This window comes from Arthrobacter sp. 10N44_2 (assembly GCF_056394385.1).
Genome location: NZ_JBFTHT010000019.1, coordinates 17,554 through 35,757, shown reverse-complemented (window position 1 = coordinate 35,757; position 18,204 = coordinate 17,554). Strand labels below are relative to the sequence as shown.

17 protein-coding genes are annotated in these 18,204 nt (G+C 68.2%); 12 read left to right on the top strand and 5 right to left on the bottom strand.

The window, feature by feature from the left end; genetic code table 11:
- The first annotated feature begins 1 nt into the window (after nt 1).
- From AC1DBX_RS17430 to AC1DBX_RS17405, 6 genes are read left to right on the top strand one after another with little or no spacing between them, the layout of a single operon-like run.
- On the top strand, nt 2-781 hold the full coding sequence (locus AC1DBX_RS17430) for a DUF5947 family protein (protein WP_476932330.1): 780 nt from the start codon (nt 2-4) through the stop codon (nt 779-781).
- Nucleotides 774-1,415, top strand: a complete 642-nt coding sequence (locus AC1DBX_RS17425; RefSeq protein WP_476932329.1) for a DUF6084 family protein — start codon at nt 774-776, stop codon at nt 1,413-1,415. Before AC1DBX_RS17430 ends, AC1DBX_RS17425 begins: the two co-directional genes overlap by 8 nt.
- Entirely contained in the window at nt 1,412-2,920 is a 1,509-nt protein-coding gene (locus tag AC1DBX_RS17420) for a hypothetical protein (protein ID WP_476932328.1), read from the top strand. Before AC1DBX_RS17425 ends, AC1DBX_RS17420 begins: the two co-directional genes overlap by 4 nt.
- Nucleotides 2,917-3,036, top strand: coding sequence for a DUF6893 family small protein (locus AC1DBX_RS17415; protein ID WP_018772298.1), 120 nt, complete (start codon nt 2,917-2,919; stop codon nt 3,034-3,036). Before AC1DBX_RS17420 ends, AC1DBX_RS17415 begins: the two co-directional genes overlap by 4 nt.
- Nucleotides 3,033-3,617: a hydrogenase maturation protease gene (locus tag AC1DBX_RS17410; protein WP_476873043.1), complete on the top strand. Its 585-nt coding sequence runs from the start codon at nt 3,033-3,035 to the stop codon at nt 3,615-3,617. Before AC1DBX_RS17415 ends, AC1DBX_RS17410 begins: the two co-directional genes overlap by 4 nt.
- Nucleotides 3,618-3,630: 13 nt before the next feature.
- Nucleotides 3,631-3,888: a HypC/HybG/HupF family hydrogenase formation chaperone gene (locus AC1DBX_RS17405; protein ID WP_230008283.1), complete on the top strand. Its 258-nt coding sequence runs from the start codon at nt 3,631-3,633 to the stop codon at nt 3,886-3,888.
- A gap of 69 nt (nt 3,889-3,957) precedes the next feature.
- On the opposite strand, the gene AC1DBX_RS17400 is transcribed toward AC1DBX_RS17405, so the two are convergent.
- On the bottom strand, nt 3,958-4,728 hold the full coding sequence (locus tag AC1DBX_RS17400; RefSeq protein WP_230008282.1) for a DUF6390 family protein: 771 nt from the start codon (nt 4,726-4,728) through the stop codon (nt 3,958-3,960).
- A gap of 195 nt (nt 4,729-4,923) precedes the next feature.
- Here AC1DBX_RS17400 and AC1DBX_RS17395 point away from each other — a divergent pair, with 195 nt between their 5' ends.
- The 3 genes from AC1DBX_RS17395 (at nt 4,924) to AC1DBX_RS17385 (ending at nt 7,916) form a co-directional block, all read left to right on the top strand.
- A complete protein-coding gene (locus AC1DBX_RS17395) occupies nt 4,924-6,111 on the top strand; it encodes an ABC transporter substrate-binding protein (protein ID WP_476932327.1) in 1,188 nt (395 codons plus the stop codon).
- A 97-nt stretch (nt 6,112-6,208) separates the two neighbouring features.
- Nucleotides 6,209-7,174, top strand: a complete 966-nt coding sequence (locus AC1DBX_RS17390) for a FecCD family ABC transporter permease (protein WP_476859873.1) — start codon at nt 6,209-6,211, stop codon at nt 7,172-7,174.
- A complete protein-coding gene (locus AC1DBX_RS17385) occupies nt 7,167-7,916 on the top strand; it encodes an ABC transporter ATP-binding protein (protein ID WP_476859874.1) in 750 nt (249 codons plus the stop codon). Before AC1DBX_RS17390 ends, AC1DBX_RS17385 begins: the two co-directional genes overlap by 8 nt.
- 137 nt (nt 7,917-8,053) lie before the next feature.
- On the opposite strand, the gene AC1DBX_RS17380 is transcribed toward AC1DBX_RS17385, so the two are convergent.
- A complete protein-coding gene (locus AC1DBX_RS17380) occupies nt 8,054-9,421 on the bottom strand; it encodes a cation:dicarboxylate symporter family transporter (protein WP_476850387.1) in 1,368 nt (455 codons plus the stop codon).
- 137 nt (nt 9,422-9,558) lie between these two features.
- Between AC1DBX_RS17380 and AC1DBX_RS17375 the strand changes: the two genes are divergently transcribed.
- Nucleotides 9,559-11,283 (top strand): sensor histidine kinase, encoded by a 1,725-nt coding sequence (locus tag AC1DBX_RS17375; protein WP_476850386.1) that lies wholly within the window; start codon nt 9,559-9,561, stop codon nt 11,281-11,283.
- A complete protein-coding gene (locus AC1DBX_RS17370; protein ID WP_223916554.1) occupies nt 11,280-11,999 on the top strand; it encodes a response regulator in 720 nt (239 codons plus the stop codon). The genes AC1DBX_RS17375 and AC1DBX_RS17370 overlap by 4 nt, the downstream gene beginning before the upstream one ends.
- A gap of 337 nt (nt 12,000-12,336) precedes the next feature.
- Here AC1DBX_RS17370 and AC1DBX_RS17365 read toward each other — a convergent pair whose 3' ends face one another.
- Together AC1DBX_RS17365 and AC1DBX_RS17360 are read right to left on the bottom strand one after the other, a co-directional pair.
- Complete coding sequence (locus AC1DBX_RS17365) at nt 12,337-13,782, bottom strand: SLC13 family permease (protein WP_476932326.1); 1,446 nt, start codon at nt 13,780-13,782, stop codon at nt 12,337-12,339.
- Between the two features lie 10 nt (nt 13,783-13,792).
- On the bottom strand, nt 13,793-14,911 hold the full coding sequence (locus AC1DBX_RS17360; protein WP_476932325.1) for a PrpF domain-containing protein: 1,119 nt from the start codon (nt 14,909-14,911) through the stop codon (nt 13,793-13,795).
- A 241-nt stretch (nt 14,912-15,152) separates the two neighbouring features.
- On the opposite strand from AC1DBX_RS17360, the gene AC1DBX_RS17355 reads away from it, so the two are divergent.
- Nucleotides 15,153-16,091 (top strand): LysR substrate-binding domain-containing protein, encoded by a 939-nt coding sequence (locus AC1DBX_RS17355; protein WP_476850473.1) that lies wholly within the window; start codon nt 15,153-15,155, stop codon nt 16,089-16,091.
- A gap of 18 nt (nt 16,092-16,109) precedes the next feature.
- On the opposite strand, the gene AC1DBX_RS17350 is transcribed toward AC1DBX_RS17355, so the two are convergent.
- Nucleotides 16,110-18,020 carry an AMP-binding protein gene (locus AC1DBX_RS17350; protein ID WP_476932363.1) on the bottom strand — a complete coding sequence of 637 codons (1,911 nt, stop codon included), beginning with the start codon at nt 18,018-18,020 and terminating at the stop codon, nt 16,110-16,112.
- Between the last annotated feature and the right edge of the window lie 184 nt (nt 18,021-18,204).

Genomic DNA, 18,204 nt, shown 5'->3' with positions numbered 1-18,204 from the left:
GATGCCGGCACATGAATTCCGCGGCACGGGAACGGAGCAGGGCATGACGGCGACGCCGGGAACCGGGAGTCAGCCGCCCGGCAGCGCCGGAAACAACAGCGCCGGAAACAACAGGGCCGGAAACAGCGCGTCGGCGCTGGCCGTGCTCCGCCGGATAGCGTCCACCCGCCCGGCCCAGCCTGCCGGCGAGCGCTGCGAGATGTGCGCGGAGCCCATCCCGGAAGTCCACCAGCACGTGGTGGATCTGGAGGGCCGCTCCCTGCTGTGCACGTGCCGGCCCTGCTATCTGCTGTTCACGGACTCGTCGGCCCATCTGCGCTACCGCTCCGTCCCTGACCGCTACCTCTCATTCGAACCCTTCGAGCTCGGCCAGGCCCAGTGGGACGAGCTGGAAATCCCGGTGGGGCTGGCATTCTTCTTCTTCAACTCGACTCTTGGCCGGACGGCCGCTTTCTACCCGAGCCCCGCGGGCGCCACGGAGTCCGAACTTCCCCTGGCTGCCTGGGCGTTGGTCGAGGCGGCCAACCCGGCCATCACCGTGCTCGCCCCCGACACGGAAGCCCTGCTGATCCGCGCCCCCGGCCCCGACCGGGACCGGGCGGACTGCCACCTGGTCCCCATCGATGCGTGCTACGAGCTGGTGGGCCGCCTGCGGCGGGTATGGAAAGGCTTCGACGGCGGCCAGGAGTCCCGCCAGGAGCTCGCGGGATTCTTCGACCGGATCAGCCGCCGCAGCAGGCCGGGCGCCCCCGCGGCAGACTTGGAGGGACGCCATGGTTGAGCTCGAATTCAGTGTGCTGGACATCGCCCCGGAGCCCTACGCGGCCGCACCCCAGCTGACCGCGCGCCTGCGGATCCAGGAGAAGAGTGGCGCCGCCGTCCATGCCATGGCCCTGCGGTGCCAGGTGCGGATCCTGGCCCAGCGCCGCGGCTACGATGCCAACGAGGAAGCCGGGCTGCTGGAACTCTTCGGCACCCGCGGACGGTGGCCCACCACACTCAAGCCCTTCATCTGGATGCACAGCGGCGTCCTGGTCCAGGGATTTGCGGACAGTGCCGACGTTGACCTGCCGCTGCCCTGCACGTTCGACTTCGACGTCGCAGCGGCAAAATACCTGAACTCCCTGCGGGACGGGACGGTCCCGCTGGAGTTCCTCTTCTCCGGGACGGTCTTCACGCGCGGCGCGGCGGGCTTCGGCGTCGAGCAGATTCCCTGGGACCGGGAAACCCGGTACGCCCTGCCCGTGGCGGCCTGGCGCTCGCTGATGGACGCATTCTTCCCGAACCAGGGATGGATCCGCCTGGACCGCGACGTCCTCGCGGCCCTGGCCAGGTACAAGGCGGTCCACGGCTTGATTTCCTGGGAGGCCGCTATCGAGGGGCTGCTGGCCGGGGCGGGCGACCCGGTGCCGTGAACACCGGACTCAGCCTGGCCCGCGCCGTCGCCGACGCCGTCCTCTACGAGGGATACCTCCTGTACCCCTACCGCGCCTCGTCCGCCAAGAACCAGGCCCGCTGGCAGTTCGGCGTGCTCGGGCCGCCGGGCGCGGCTGAATCCGGTGCCGGCGAAGCGCCGGACATGGCAGCGGATTGCCTCCTCGAGCCGGGACCCGCGGCCCGGGTCGACGTGCACCTGCGCTTCCTGCACCTCCAGAGACGGTCCGCCGAACGCGCGGATGACGGCGGATTCACGCCCGTCGACGAACTCACCGTCGGCGCCTCCCGGTGGCTTAGCTGGGACGAGGCAACGGATCAGGAGATCACCCTCGGGCCGTACAGCCTCGGCCAGCTTGCCGCCGGCGTGTCCGCGCCGGTGAACGTGCCGGCGAACGAGGACATCGAGCCCGTGCTGGATTCCGCCGGCGCCATTGCCGGCCGGCTCGTGCGCCGGCGGCGGGAGCTTCGTGGCGAGGTGCGCCTGCTGGCGGCGCAAGTGGTGGCGCCGGGGCAGGCCGCCGGAGCAGATGCCGCGGCCGGGCCGGCCCACGGGCCGCTGTGGCGGCTCAGGGTCACGGTGGAGAACACGGCGGCAGCGGCCACCGACACGCGTTCCGCCATCGAGTACTCGTTCATCGGAGCCCATGTCCTGCTCGCCGTCCACGATGCCGACTTCCTGTCGGTGATTGATCCGCCGGGATGGGCAGCGGCGGCGGCCGCTTTGTGCAGCCAGCACCGCTGCTGGCCCGTGCTCGCCGGCCCTGAAGGGCAGCGCGATGTCCTGCTCCTGTCCCCGATCATCCTCTATGACCATCCGGCGGTGGCACCGGAAAGCACCGTGGAACTGTTCGACGCGACGGAGATCGATGAAATCCTGACCTTGCGGGTGCTCACCCTGACCGATGCGGAAAAGGCGGAGGCCCGGTCAACCGATGCCCGGGCCGCGGCGATCATCGAACGCTGCGAAAACATGACGGCAGAGGAGCTCCAGCAGTTGCACGGCATCCTGCGGAACCCGCACGCCGGTGCGCCCCTCGGACCCGGGAGCATCGGAGGCGACGGCTTCCCCGGCCCCGCGGTCCCGGCCTATCCGGAGTTCTCAGTTCCGGAATTCTCGGTTCCGGGCGCCTCCGACGCGGACACCGGCACGCCGTGGTGGGATCCGGCCCGGGACGCCGCCGTGGATCCGGGATCGGACACCGTCTTCATCGACGGCGTCCCGATCTCACGCGGCAGCAGGGTGCGGGTTGTCCCGCTGCGCCGCGCCGACGCCCAGGACCTCTTCTTCGCCGGCAAGTCGGGGCGTGTCACCGGAGTCCACTTCGACGTCGACGGCGGAACGCACGTCGCGGTGGTCCTCGAGGCCGACCCCGCCGCCGAACTGCAGGAGTGGTACGGACGGTATCTGTATTTCGCCCCCGAGGAACTCGTGCCGCTCACCGCGGCGCCGGCCCCGGACAACGGAAAGGAACCATCACCATGAAAGCTCTGGGCATCATGACAGTCGTGCTCTTGCTGGCCGCGGGCCTGGCAGCAGCCGTCGTCGGCCTGCGTTCAATTCCGGACATCAAGCGCTACGTGCGAATGCGGAGCATGTGAGGCCCGGTGTGAGCGGGGTCCTCGTGGCGGGCGTGGGGAACGTGTTCCTTCGCGACGACGGATTTGGGCCGGCCGTCGCCCGCCGGCTGGCCGAGGAGGTGTCCGGCCTGCCCGGCTGGGCGCCGGAGGAGGTCCAGGTGCGGGACTACGGGATCCGCGGGCTGCACCTCGCCTACGATCTTCTGGACGGGGTGGATGCGCTGGTGCTCGTGGATGTGCTCCCGGCCCCGGCGGACGGGAGCGCAGGCGCGGGAACGCTTCGGATCCTGAAGATCCGGGTGGAGGACCTGGAAAGCGGCGGTCCGCTGACGCCGGCCGGCCTGCGGGCCAATCCGGCCTTCGATCCGCATGGCATGGACCCGCTGGCTGTCCTCCGCCGTCTGCGTGTTTTGGGCGGATCGCTGCCGGAGACCTACCTGGTCGGCTGCATCGCGGGGCGAACGGACGAGGGCATGGGACTGTCCGAGGACGTGTCCCGCGCCGTTCCGGCAGCCGTGGAAGCAGTCCGCACCCTGGTCACAGCCCGCATCACGAACGCAGACGCAGCGCCCGCGAGCGCGGCTCCGGATGAAACAGGCTGAGGAGGAACCACGGATGTGTCTGGGAATACCGGGCCGGATCATCGAAGTGATCGACGGCTACAACGGGCAACTCGCCCTCGTGGATGTGGCCGGAGTGGAGCGCAAAATCAACATTGGCCTCCTCGATGACGGCCCCGTGGAGAGCGGCACGTGGGTCCTGATCCACATGGGCTTCGCCCTGGAACGCGTGGACCAGGAAGGCGCCGACCGTGCGATGACGGGACTTGAGCTCATGGGACGGGGCCCGGACCCCACCGACACGGTCCCGTAGCCTTCACTCCCCCACTGAAGGAACTCTCCCACTGAAGGAACTCCCCCACTGAAGGATCTGAAGGCGCCGCTATTCGAGGGCGATCGCTGCGCCGCGGTGCTCCACGCCGGAATTCGCGATCTTGAGGTGGCGCGCAAAGTAGTGCTGGAGCCGGTGGAGCTGGGCGGCCGAGAGCCGGTCGCACACCCAGTCCCAGTGGAGGGACACCATGTCCCCGGGCATGAGGTCAGCGATGAAGCCGGACCCGGCCACGGCGTACTTGGCCGTCTCGATCACCGGTTCCCCCAGCGACAGCGCCATCCCGTCCCACGCCAGGGGCCGCGAGCGCACGAGGGCGCTGTCCGCTTCGACGGCCACCACCTCGCCCCACCGGATGCGGCATTGGTCAAGGACATTCAGGGCCGTGGATGAGCGCCTGTCATCGCGCAAGAGTCCCGTCCACGGATAGATTTCCAGGACGTGGAAGCTGTGATGCGGGACGCCGCCGGCCAGGACCCCTTCCATCAGATGCGGGAACTGATGCCCGGTCCGTGCGCGGAACCGGTCCTCCATGGAATTGCCGATGCTGCGCACACCCACGGAGTCCAGCAGCGTGTTTCCCACCCAGTAGGCCTCCACCACCGCGTAGTCCAGCGGGTCCGGGTTGCCGGTGGCACCTGCGATGAGCTCCAGGTACGGCCAGGCGCCGGCGAACCCCTTCGCAAGTTCGCGCAGGCCCGCGTCGGTCACCCCGGACTGGCCATAGTGCAGCAGCGCGTCGCTGTCAGGCGGCCCGCAGCTGCCCCGCGAATTCGGCGGATACGCGTAGCGGACAAATAGTTGGGCGCCGTTGATTTCCATCCCGTGGCCTCATTTCACAGGGGATATCAGCGAGGCTAGCACCGGCGCCCATCGGCGAACAATGCCCGTCGTGACCGGCATTGACACCCCTGCGCATTCGGCGGATGCTGTGAGGAAATGCCGCACCGGGACCATTGCTGTGGCCGGCGCGGAGCGAATGGCCGTTGCGCGCGGTCCTTCCCGGGAGGTAGGCCGATGAGCGTCCCCGAAGCCAACCGACGATCTGTCCTGGCAGCGGCCCTCTACGGCGGAGGGGCGCTGTTCCTCGCTTCCTGCGCCGCGGCCGGCACGGCGCCACAGTCGTCGCCGCAGTCAACGCCGCCGGCAGGGGCTGCCGGTACTGCGCCCCCGGGTTCCGCCTCCGGCCCGGACGGGATCCAGGTGACGGACCAGCGCGGGACGGTCCTGAGTTTCGACCGCCCGGTCACCCGTGTGGTGACCATTCCCATGCCCGCCGCCTCCCTGCTGGCCGCCGTCGACCAGGGCGCCGGCCATCTGGCCGGGATGCACAACGCCTCATGGGTCGCCATGCGCGACGGCGCCATGGGCACCATGTACCCGGAGGCCCTGAACATCCCGCACGACATCGCCACGACCGACTTCACGCCCAATGTCGAAAGCATCCGGGCCCTGAACCCCGACGTCGTGGTCCAGTGGAGCGATGCGCAACTGACGGCACCCCTGGAACAGGCCGGGATGAAGGTCCTGGGCATCACGAACACCGGCACGCAGCAGGACGTGGACACGTGGACCGCGCTTTTCGCAACGATGCTGGGCCGGCCGGACCGGGCCGTGCAGATGAAGGCGCGCAGCGACGGGCAACAGAAGGCCATCCAGGCCGAGGCCGCCGCCCGCGGCACCGGCGGCCCGGGCATCATCTACTTCAACAGGTTCAGCGGCGGCCTCAAGGTGGCCGGAAACGGCAGCTACAACGACTTCTACATCAAGCTCATCGGGGCACACAACCCCGCCACCGGCCCGCAGGGCCTTCAGGGCAAGGGCATGGTGGGCGTGGACGTCGAACAGGTCCTCGCCTGGGATCCGGAAATCATCCTGCTCGGGAACTTCGACGCCGCGATGCCCGCCGACGTCTACGCCAACCCGGTGTGGCAAAGCGTCTCCGCGGTGCGCTCCCGCCGCGTCTACAAGGTCCCGCTGGGCGGCTACCGCTGGGATCCCCCCGGCCAGGAATCGCCACTGATGTGGCGCTGGCTCACAGATGTCAGTTTCCCCTCCGGCAACCGCTCCACGCTGAGGGACGAGACAAACGACTACTTCGACTTCCTGTACCGCTACCGGCCATCGGCGCCGGAGCTGGACAAGATCCTCTGGACCGAAGCCAACGGCACCTCGGCCAACTACCGGCAGTTCGATGCTTCGTGAGGCCCAGCCTCTGACCACGGGACCCCCCGGCGGCCGGGGACCGGGGCTGCGCCAGGTCATCGGTCCATGCCTGCTCTCAGGAGCAGTCCTGGCGGCCGTGTCGGCGGTTGCACTCGCCAGCGGCCGCTACAGCGTGTCCCTGGACCATGTCGTGCAGATCCTGGCCTCCCGAATAGTTCCCTTCGGCCCGGGCCTTCCCGCGGCCGAGGAAAACGTGGTGCTGCTGATCAGGTTGCCCAGGGTCCTGCTGGCCCTGCTGGTCGGTGGCGCCCTCGCAATCGGTGGCGCGGCCCTGCAGGCCGTGTTCCGCAACCCCCTGGTCAGCCCGGAGGTCATCGGCGTCTCCTCGGGCGCCTCCTTCGGCGGTGCCCTGGCCCTGCTGCTGGGCCTGGGCCCCGTCGCCCTCGTGGGCGGATCGTTCGGCTTCGGGCTGCTGGCACTGGGAATCGTCTTCCTCATCACGTCCGGGCGGGGCGGCGCCCACATCCTCATGGTGGTCCTCGGAGGAATCGTCACGGCCTCCTTCTTCTCCGCCCTGGTGGCCCTGGTGACGTATCTGGCGGACCCGTTCACCACCTTGCCCGCCATCGTATTCTGGCTGCTTGGCAGTGTCTCCACCGCCACCTGGGCGAAAGTGCTGGTGGCCCTCATTCCCATCGCTGCCGGCGGCGTCGTCCTGCTGGCCCTCCGGTGGCGGATCAATGTGCTCTCGCTCGGCGACGACGACGCCACCGCCCTGGGGCTCCGGCCCCGCCCCCTGCGCTGGGCGGTCCTCGCCGCCGTGGCTCTCATGGTCGCCGGGGCCGTCGCCGTCAGCGGCGTCATCAGCTGGGTGGGGCTGGTCATCCCGCACCTCGCACGCATGTGGGTGGGACCGGACCACCGGGTGCTGCTGCCGGTCTCCTTCCTGCTGGGCGGGGCCTACCTGATCGCCATCGACACCATCGCGCGCACCGCCACGGCCGGGGAAATCCCGTTGGGCGTCCTGACCGCCCTGATCGGCGCACCGGTGTTCTTCGTGCTGTTGCGCCGGAACCGGGAGAGGATCTGGGACGGTGCTTGAGCTGCGCGGGGCCGGGTTTGGCTATTCGCCGCAGAACTGGGTGTTCAAGGATCTCAGCTTCTCGGTGCCGCCGGGCACCGTGACCGCGGTCCTGGGGCCCAACGGCAGCGGCAAGACGACCCTGGTGCGCTGCGCGGCCGGCATGCTGGCCGTACAGGAGGGTGCGGTGCGCAGGTCCGAGACGGCGGGCTATGTTCCCCAGGCGCGCGGCAGCACGTTCGGCTACCCGGCCCTGGACATGGTGGTCATGGGCCGTGCCCGCCACATCGGCGTTTTCCGCTCCCCCGGCAGCCGGGACAGGGCCGCCGCGCTCCGCGCCATGGACCGGGTGGGGATCGCCGCCCTGGCCGACCGGCTGTTTCCGACGCTGAGCGGGGGCGAGCAGCAGCTGGTCCTCATTGCACGGGCTATCGCGGGCGGTTCGCGGCTCCTCGTCCTGGATGAGCCGTCCACCGGGCTGGACCTGAAGAACCAGGTCCGGGTCCTCCAGCTGCTGAGGGAACTCGTGCGGACCGGGATGTCGCTGCTCGTGAGCACCCATCACCCGGACCACGCCCTGTTCCTCGCGGACTCGGTGGTCCTCATGGGCGCCGCGGGTGTGGTGACCGGGCCTGCCGGGCCGCTCCTCGCCGATGCGCAGCTTTCCGCGCTGTACGGCGTCCGTGTCAGCACCCTGAACTACGACGACGCCGGGACGCCCCGCCGCACGGTGGTCACCCCCTTCGGCGCCGAGGAGGGCTGAACCGAACGCCCAAGCGCCCGGCAGCTGGGCTGCCGGGCGCTTGGGGCGTCATCGAGCGGTAGTGCGTCCTGTCAGTTTAGGGCCGGGGTGCGGCCCTGGCCGGTTCCGGCGTGGTTCGGGACGGTTCAGGCGCGGGTTCAGGCGTGTGCCAGGACCGGTTGTGCCGGCTGTGCGGGCTGTTCGGCGGCATCCTGTGCGCCGGAGTGGCCGGCCAGCATCGTCTCTTCGTCGAACGGCTCGGCACCGGCCAGGACACGGTCCACGCGTCCGCCGTCGATCTCCTTGACCCAGGTGCCGATCAGCACCGTGGCGACGGCGTTGCCGGTGAAGTTGGTCAGGGCGCGCGCCTCGGACATGAACCGGTCGATGCCGACGATCATGCCCACGCCGCCCAGCAGTTGGGGTGCGTGCGCCTGGAGTCCGGCGGCCAGCGTGGCCAGGCCGGCACCGGTGACGCCGGCGGCACCCTTGGAGGCGATGATCATGAAGACCAGCAGGGAAACCTGGGCGCCAAGGTCCAGCGGCGTGCCCATGGCGTTGGCGACGAACAGTGCGGCCATGGTCAAGTAGATGGCGGTCCCGTCGAGGTTGAAGGAGTACCCGGTGGGGACCGTGACACCCACGACGGGCTTGGACACGCCGAGGTGTTCCATCTTCGCGATCAGGCGGGGCAGCGCGGCTTCGGAGGAGGACGTGGAGAAGATCAGCAGGTATTCGCGGCCGAGGTACTTCATGAGCTTGAAGATGCTGACGCCTGCGACCGCCTTGAGCAGGCCGCCGAGGATCACGACGATGAACAGGGCGCAGGTGATGTAGAAGGCGCCCATCAGGGTCGCCATGCTGATGATGGCCTGGAAGCCGGTGGCACCGACCACTGCGGCGATCGCGCCGAAGGCTCCGACCGGGGCCAGCCACATGATCATGATGAGGATGCGGAACACGAGGGCCTGGCCGTAACCGACGGCCTTGAGGATCGGGGCTCCCTGCGGGCCCATCTTCTGCAGCGCGAAGCCGACCAGGATCGCGGCGAGGAGGGTCGGCAACACGGGAATGTCGCCCGGGATGATGCCCAGAAGGAAGTCAACGGTGCTGTCGACTGCCGCCTTCTTGTTCGGATCATAGGGGGCGAGCTTGAGGCCCTCGCCCGGGTGGATCAGGTTGCCGACCACCAGGCCGATCCCCAGGGCGAACGTGGACATGACCACAAAGTAGGCGAGCGCCAGGCCGCCGACCTTGCCGACCGTGGCGGCCTTGGCGATGGAGCCGATGCCCAGCACGATGGTGCAGAAGATCACGGGCGCGATCATCATCTTGATGAGTTTGATGAAGCCGTCGCCGAGTGGTTTGAGGGATTTGCCGACCTCGGGGAACAGCAGGCCGATAACGGCACCTGCAATCACGGCTACGATGACTGCGATGTAGAGGTAGTGGGACTTGTCCAGTCCCTTGCGCTTCTTGGCCGGAGCGGCGGCCGGTGCTGCTGACTCTCCTCGTTGAGAGGCCATGGTGTTCTCCTTGGATAGGCTGGACTTGGTGCGGTCCTGGCTGTGGTCCGCTCTTGTCCTTCTTGCGTGTAACCCCATCATTGATGAGAAGGTGACGCGCATCACCCTTGCGTTCATATTGGTCATGGAAGGTGTTGATGATCCGGCGCTGGAGCATCGCCCGCAGGCTGTTTGCGGCCAACCTGCTGTTCGTGGTGGCCCTGACGGCCATCGTTGGCACGGCCGTGTTCGTGGACGCGCGCGATCACGCCTACGACGAGGCCGGACGCCGGATGGCCGGCATCGCCACCGCCGTCGCCGACGCCCCCTTCGTCCTGGCGGCGGCGGACTCGGCCGATCCCACGGCCCTGCTGCAGCCGTATGCCCTGAAGACCATGAACGACGCCGACGCGGATTTCATCACGATCATGGCCCCGGACCGCACGCGCTGGACCCACCCGCGGGATGAGGAACTGGGCAAACCGTATATCGGCTCCATTGACGCGGCCCTCCATGGCCAGGTGTTCACGGAAGTCGTGGCCGGCACCCTCGGCCCGTCGGTGCGCACCATCGCCCCGGTCAAGGATGCCGACGGCAAGGTCCGGGCGCTCGTGGCCGCGGGCGTGACGGTCCGGACGGTGGACGTCGCACTCTCCGGCCGGCTGCCGGCGCTGCTGGCCATCAGCCTGGCGCTGCTGGCCGGCGGGTCGGCGGCGGCCTGGCTCCTGGGACGGTACCTGCGCCGGGTGACCCGCGGCTGGGGCCCCGAAGAGCTGGGCCAGCTCTTCGCGTACTACGAATCGGTGCTGCATTCGGTGCGCGAGGGCGTGATCCTCATCGACCCCAAGGGCAAAGTGGTGATGTACAACGACCAGGCCGCCGAACTGCTCGGGTTGAGGAAGCAGTCCGCCGACGGCGGTCCCACCTCCGGCGCTGACCGCGGGGTTGCGGGGGGCGGCCGCCAGGCGGCGCCCTCCCTCGCGGAGTTGCCGCTGGCCCCCAGCCTCAAAGAGCTCTTCGAATCGGGGCGGACCGCCCTGGATGAGATCCACCTGACCGGCTCGCGGATCCTGGTGGTCAACCAGGGCCCCGCGGTGGGACCCGAATCTGCCAGCGCCCGCCCGCGCGGAGCGAAGTCCGGCGCTGCCGGCGCTGGCACTCCTGTTTATGGAACGGTCGCCACCATCCGGGACCGTACCGAGATCGAATCCCTGGGCAGTGAACTCGAGACCATGCGCACGCTCTCGGACGCGCTCCGCGCCCAGACCCATGAACACGCCAACCGGCTCCACACCATCGTCTCGCTCATGGAACTGGGCCGGGGCCCCGAGGCGCTGGACTTCGCCACCAAAGACCTGGAACTGAGCCAGCGGCTCACGGATGACATTGTGAGCTCCATCGAGGAACCCGTGCTCGGCGCCCTGATCATGGGCAAGGCAGCCGAAGCACACGAACGCGGCGTCGAACTGACCCTCAATACCAGCGGTTCCACGGCCGTGACCGGACTGGCCGTGCAGGACCTCGTGGCCATCCTGGGGAACCTGCTGGACAATGCCATCGACGCCGCGGCCGAGGCGCCGGCACCCCGGCTCGTGGAGCTGACCGTCGAGACCACCGGCTCCGCCCTGGAGATTACCGTGGAGGACAGCGGCCCCGGGATCGATCCCGCGGCCGTGGAGGACGTCTTCCGGCATGGTTTCAGCACCAAGGCCCCGGGACCGTTCGGACGCGGCCTTGGACTGGCCCTGGTGCGCCAGGCGGTACAGCGGCTGGGCGGTACCATGACAATCACCAGCCCGGCCGGGGCGCTGTTCCGCGTCACTCTGCCCGTCACAACACCGCCGGTCACTCCGCTGCCGGTCACTACCGAGGGACAACCATGAGCGAGATCCGGGTACTCGTCGTCGAGGACGAGCCCATCGCTGCCGCAGCGCACGCCGCCTACATAGAAAGGCTGGACGGTTTCACCCTGGCGGGCTCCGCGCCCGACGGCCAGTCCGCCCTGCGCCTGCTCACCGAATTCTCCGCGGCAGGCAATCCGGTGGAGCTGGTCCTGCTGGACATGAACCTCCCGGACCTCCACGGGCTGGACATCGCACGCCGGATGCGGGCGGCCGGACTGTTCGCGGACATCATCGCCATCACCGCGGTGCGGGAACTGAACATTGTCCGCAGCGCGGTGGCCACCGGCGTGGTCCAGTACCTGATCAAACCGTTCACCTACGCGACCTTTGCGGACAAGCTCGCCAGCTACCGGCTGTTCCGCGAGCAGCTGGCCGCACCCCTGGCCGGGGAAGCCGGAGCCCGGGCGTCCCAAAGCGATGTGGACCAGGCCTTCGCCAGCCTCCGTGCCCCGTCCGAGCTGTCGCTGCCCAAGGGCCTGGCCGTATCCACGCTGGAATCCGTCCAGGACTACATCAAGCAGCAGGCCGAGGCGGTGTCGGCCAGCGAGGTCATGGAGGCGCTCGGGATGTCCCGGGTCACCGCCCGGCGCTACCTCGAATACCTCGCCGACGCCGGAACGGTCTCCCGCGCCGCCCGCTACGGCGCCCCCGGGCGGCCGGAGAACGAATACCGCTGGAACCGGCCGCGGACGTAGGCCTGCCGCTCCCCGTTACCGTCACCGGGAGGGCACTTGCCGGCAATCCCGGGAAACACTGCCGCGAAATGCCGTCCCGGCGGTTTCCTTGTGGCGGGATGATCGCGAATGCTTAGTGCCATGCGGCCGCTGTTGACGTGTCAGGGCAGCGGGGCGGCGCGCGTTGCGAATAGGCGATGATCCGGGTGATCATCATTCGCCGCCCCACTGCGGTCTGGTGCCGGCGGACACTGTGTGTCCGGGCCTTCTGCGTGGTTACTTGCCGCAAACGAAGACTTCATTCAATGCGGCGGGGTCGGCCCGGCTATCGGTAGCCGCACCGCCGGTGGCCGCTCGGTTACATGATGCCGGTGGGAACCAGCAGGACCCAGGCGAGGGCCGGGGCTACGAGCACCACTCCCCCGGCATACGCCATCAGCTGCCGGTACACTCGCTGCCTGTCATTGTCGCGGGCGTTGGCGACCACCAGCGCACCGTCGGTGGAGAAGGGCGAGACATCCACCACCGTGGCAGCTATAGCCAGCGCCGCGACCGTTCCTGATGCGCTCAGCGAGCTGGTAGCCAGGAGCGGACCGGCCAGGGGAATGAACGCGGTCAGCAACGCCGTGGAGGAGGCGAAGGCTGAGCCGACGCCAATGACATAGCAGAGGACCAGCGCCACCAGCAGCGGTGCGCCCAGTGCCAGAGCCTGCTCGGCGAGGGTGTCGATGACGCCAACGTGCTGGAGCAGGGAGACATAGGTGATCATGCCGGCTACCAGCAGGACGGTGGACCAGGAGACACCGCCGATGAACGTCTGGTGTTCTTTGATATTGACCAGCGCCAGCAGGAGCCCGGCGGAGAGTGCGACAAAGCCGATCGGCAGGTGGAAGCCCAGGGTGCACACGAGCATCACCGCGATCAGTGCCAGCGTGAGGATCTGCTGCCCGCGAGGGCGGCTGGTGCGGGCGGTGTCGACGTCGGCATGCTGGCCGCCTTCGCCGTCCCGCAGCCTGCCCAGGAGGGCGAACAGGACGATGGTGAGCACGGAGAGAATGAGGTTAAGAGCGAAGCTGGCGATGAAGAGTGCGCCCTGGGAAATGGGAAATCCGTTCTTCAGGGCGATATCGTGCACCAGCACGCCGGCGACGGACAGCGGGGAAAAGCCGCCGGCGTGGGCTCCGTTGATGATGAATGCGCCCATCAAGACGGGATGGATCCGGGACTCGTAGGCGAAGCCGATGGCCGCCGGCGCCAGCAGCGCGACGGCGGCCGGCGAGAAGGTGCCCAGTGACGTGAGCGCAGCAGCGATCAGGAAGAACACCCAGGGCAGCAGCATCGTCTTGCCCCTGACGAGGCGTACACAGGTCTGGACGATGATGTCGATGGTGCCGTTCCGCTGGGCCATGCTGAAGAAGTACGTGACTCCGATGATCGTCACCACGATGCTGGCGGGGAACTCTTCGAGGATCTGCTTGTCCGTCATTCCGAGCATGAAATAGCCGACGCCGAAGGAGGCAACCAGCCCCATCACGCCGATGTTCAGCGGCCATTTCGTGGCGACGATGAACAGAATGACGAGGATGACGAGCGGGATGATTTGGACAGCGGTCATGGAGTGCTCCGGTTGCGGGGTGGCCGAAGGGTTGAAGATATCACCCCCCAGCACGAGCGCAATCAAAGCCAGGAACGCGAACCCGGCGGCCGCCACCAGTAGGATTCGGCGGCGGCGGGTTGGACGCGGGGCATCGTTGTCCCGGGTCTGGTCCGCAGCGACAGCGGTGCGGTGCTCAGTCTTGGTCATGATGGTCTCCTCAGCGGGTGGCTCCCGCGAGGGAGGCAGCGACGGCGCTGCCGGGGACCTCGGGGAGATGGATGATGGTTGTGGCGATGGTGCGGGCCGTGCGGTCGACGCCTACGAGGAGCGTCCCGTCGTGCTCCTCGCTCCAGGTCTCGATGACCCCGGCGGGGGTGCGGAGCCGGAGCGTGCTCCCCAGGGAGTCGCCCGTAATGGTGTGCAGCACGGTGCCGGGGGTGCGGGCGGCCAGGGTCAGGGCGATGCTGCCGGTGATGGCCAGGGCCGGGTGGGGCTTGCCCATGGAGAGCATCATGACGTTGGCGTCGCAGTCTGGGTCAGCCTGGGCGGCCGCGGCGACGATGGCGAGCTTGGGGATGGCCCGGGCCGCTTCGGCTGTTGTGCGGACCAGCCCCATCCGCACCGCCGCCTGCCGCCGGATCTGCTCCAGGGTATCCAGCTGCAGCTCCACTCCGGCGCGCCAGCTGTCGTACCTGGCCGGGTCCAGGCCCAGTTCTTCGGCGTTGACGATCACGACGGGCGCTCCGGCGTCGACCATCGACACAGTCCAGCGGGTTCCGCCGGCGGTGAGGGTGTCAGTGGCGGCACCGGTGGGCAGCAGCGCACCGGTGGTCCTGCCGGCAGGGTCCTGGAAGCCGAGCCCCACAGCGTAGCCGGGGAAGGGTACGCCTGGCGTCCGGGCGTCCGGAACGGAGGCCAGGGCTCCGGCAGGGGTGGCCACGCGCTGGACGATGATTTGGTTGGTGTTGGTGTTGCGGGTGACGATCCGGGTGACGTCTCCGTTGGGGAGCACCCAGCCCTTCTCGATGGCGTACAGACCCACCACCGCCGAGCCGTTCCCGCAGTTGCTGCCCCAGTCCACCGCGGCCTCTTCGACACCGACTTGGGCAAAGGTGTACTCAACGTCGACGTCGCCACTGACGGGCCGGTGCACGATCACGGCCTTGCTGGTGGTCGAGGTGGCGCCGCCGACGCCGTCGATCTGGCGCGGATCCGGGCTGCCGAACAGCCGCGGCAGCAGCACATCCAGGCTGGTGCCGCCCGCCTGAAGATGCTCCGCTTCGAACACCCAGCACTTGCTGGTGCCTCCGCGCATCCATTGGGCTTCGATCTTCATGGTGTTTCCCGCTTCTCCTCGTGCCTCAGACTTGAATGAGGACCTGAAAAGAGATTGAGCCAGATCACAACTTTAGACAATGTTGGATTTTTTCAGGGGGATGTAGGATTGCTTAACTCAGAGAGCGCTGGAGGATTATTCCCCAGCTGCAAAGCGTCCGTTGCCAGGAAAAGTGCTCGAAGTCCTCAAGGGAGGCCTCGTCCCGGCAGGGAATGAACCAAAGGCGAGGAAGGGTGAAGCGTTGCTAAAGGACGAAGGTCAGGATTTGTTCGACATAAGGCGGCTGGCGCTTCTGCTGGAGGTGGTGGAGCAGGGCTCGATCACCGCGGCGGCCGAGTTGATGATGTACACGCCCTCGGCCGTCTCCCAGCAGCTGCGCAAGCTCGAACAGGAAGTGGGGCAGCCTCTACTCACCCGTCGCTCCCGCGGGGTGGTGCCCACCGAGGCCGGCCAGGTTCTGGCCGGCCACGCCCGCAAGATCGTCTGGCAGATGCAGGCAGCCCGGTCCGACCTGGGCCAGATTGCCGGCCTCAGACGCGGTTCCCTGACCGTGGGTACATTCCCAACCCTGGCCGGATCCTTCCTGCCCATCGTCATCCGGACCTTCAAGAAGCGCTACCCGGCCATCAGCCTCTCTTTGCGCAGCGCCCGCTTCGACGAACTCGTCGCAGATCTGCAGTCCGGGGTCACGGGTCTGTGCCTGCTATGGGATTACCCCTGGAACCCGTTCCGGGACGATTCCATCCGCGTAACCGAGGTCTTCCGGGAGAGCACCGTTATCCTGGTGGCCCGCAGCCACCCACTCGCCGAGCGGGAGCAGGTACGCATGGAAGACCTGCGCAACGAGTCCTGGATCGTGCGCGCCGAGGCCCACCCCGTCGTGGAGGTGCTGCAGCGTTCCGCTCACGACGCCGGATTCGAACCGGAGATTGCCTTCCTGGCCAACGACTACCAGGAGGCCCAGGCCATGGTCAGCGTGGGAATGGGCGTGGCTATGGTGCCCAAAACCGCCGTGGCACTTCAGCATCCCGACGTGAAGGTACTGAGCCTGGGTTCCGCGGCCCCGCTGCGGAGAATACTGCTGGCGCAGCGGGAGGACAAGGTCTATGCCCCGGCCGAGGTGGCCTTCCACTCCACCCTGTTGGAAATCGCCCGCGAACGGGCCGGCGACTATCACTAGACCACGAGGCTGCTCCGGTCACTCCGTAGGGCCGGGGCGCAGGGTGTCGAGCAGCGCGTCGATCACGCCGGCGTCCTCGATCGTGGAGGGCACCACGTAGGTCTCGCCGTCGGCGATCTGGCGCATGGTCTTGCGCAGGATCTTTCCCGAACGGGTCTTCGGCAGGGCATCCACCACGGTGACGTGCTTGAAGTCCGCCACGGCCCCGATGTCGCGCCGGACCAGGGCGATCAGGTCCTTGACCAGGACTTCCTCGGGCACGTCCACCCCGGACTTGAGGACCACGTAGCCGCTGGGCCGCTGGCCCTTGAGCGGGTCGGCAAGGCCGATCACGGCGCATTCGGCAACTGCCGGGTGCTGGCCGATCACCTGTTCCATGGCGCCCGTGGAGAGCCGGTGTCCGGCGACGTTGATGATGTCATCCGTGCGGCCCATGACGAAGACGTAGCCGTCCTCGTCCCGGTAACCCGAGTCACCGGTGGCATAGTAGCCCTCAAACGCCTGGAGGTAGGAGGAAATGTAGCGGTCGTCGTTGCGCCAGAGCGTGGTCAGGGTGCCAGGCGGCAGCGGCAGGCCGAGGACGATGTTGCCTTCCGTGCCGGCCTCGACGTCCCCGCCCGCGCCGTCGACGACGTTGAGCCGGAAGCCGGGCATCGGGACGCTCGGCGACCCGGCTTTGATCGGCAGTCCGCCGAGGCCTCGGGGGTTGGCGCAGATGGCCCAGCCCGTCTCCGTCTGCCACCAGTGGTCGACCACCGGAACACCGAGCACCCGGGAGGCCCAGTGGAAGGTATCGGTGTCCAGCCGCTCGCCGGCCGCGAACAGGGTCCGGAGGCTGGCAATGTCGTATTTGTCCAGGAACCGGCCCTCAGGGTCGGCCTTGCGGATGGCCCGCAGCGCTGTGGGCGCGGTGAACAGCACGTTGACCTTGTGGTCCTGGATGACCCGCCAGAACGCGCCGGCGTCGGGCGTCCCTACCGGCTTGCCTTCGTACAGCACCGTGGTGGCGCCGGCCAGCAGCGGACCGTAGACGATGTAGGAGTGGCCCACCACCCAGCCGACATCCGAGGCGGTCCACATGACGTCGCCGGGGCCGACGTCGTAGAGGTTTTCCATGGTCCATTTCAGGGCCACGGCGTGGCCGCCGTTATCCCGCACCACGCCCTTGGGCGAGCCGGTGGTGCCCGAGGTGTAGAGGATGTACAGCGGGTCCGTCGCCTTGACGTCCACCGGCGCGGCCGCCTCGGCGGCGGCCATCTCGGTGTCCCAGTCGAGCCACCCGGGGTGCTCGGCCGCCATGGAGGCCACCGTCGAGGCGAAGCCGTCCCTGGCCTTGACCAGCACCGGGGTTTCGGCGGCGCCGGCGATACTGAGGGCCTCGGCGACGGCGGGCAGGTACTCAATCCGGCGCGACGGCTCGATGCCGCCGGACGCCGTCACCACCGCCGCGGGGGCTGCGTCGCGGATGCGGGCGGCAAGTTCCTTGGGGGCAAACCCGCCGAAGACGACCGAGTGCACGGCGCCGAGCCGTGCGGTGGCCAGCATCGCGATCACGGCCTCGGGGATCATCGGCATGTAAATCACCACGCGGTCGCCCTTGCCGACGCCGCTGCGGCGCAGGACACCGGCGAACCGGGCCACGAGGTCCGTCAGTTCCGCATAGGTATAGCTCTGCCGGATGCCCACCATCGCGGAGTCGTAGACCAGGGCATCCTGCTGACCCCTGCCCTGGGCGACGTGCCGGTCGAGGGCGTTGTACGACGTGTTCAGGACCCCGTCCGGAAACCAGTCGTAGAGCGGCGCCCGGCCCGCATCGAGGGCCTGCCGCGGTGGCGTCTGCCAGGAGATCCCTTCCGCGGCCTCCAGCCAGAACTCTGCGGGATGTTCCAGGCTCCGTTCGTAGGCTGCCCTGTAGCTCTTGGTGACCATGACGTACATCCTGTCCACGACGTTGTGATGCAGCCATGGTAAACCGGGGCGGACCGGCGATACAAGGGTCATGTATACACAACTCGGCTATTTATTCACCACAGGCGGCAATTGCTGGGCAAAGAGCCGTTGCGTGTATACACTGATATTGTTCCATCCCGACACAGCCGCCACCGAAGGAGGC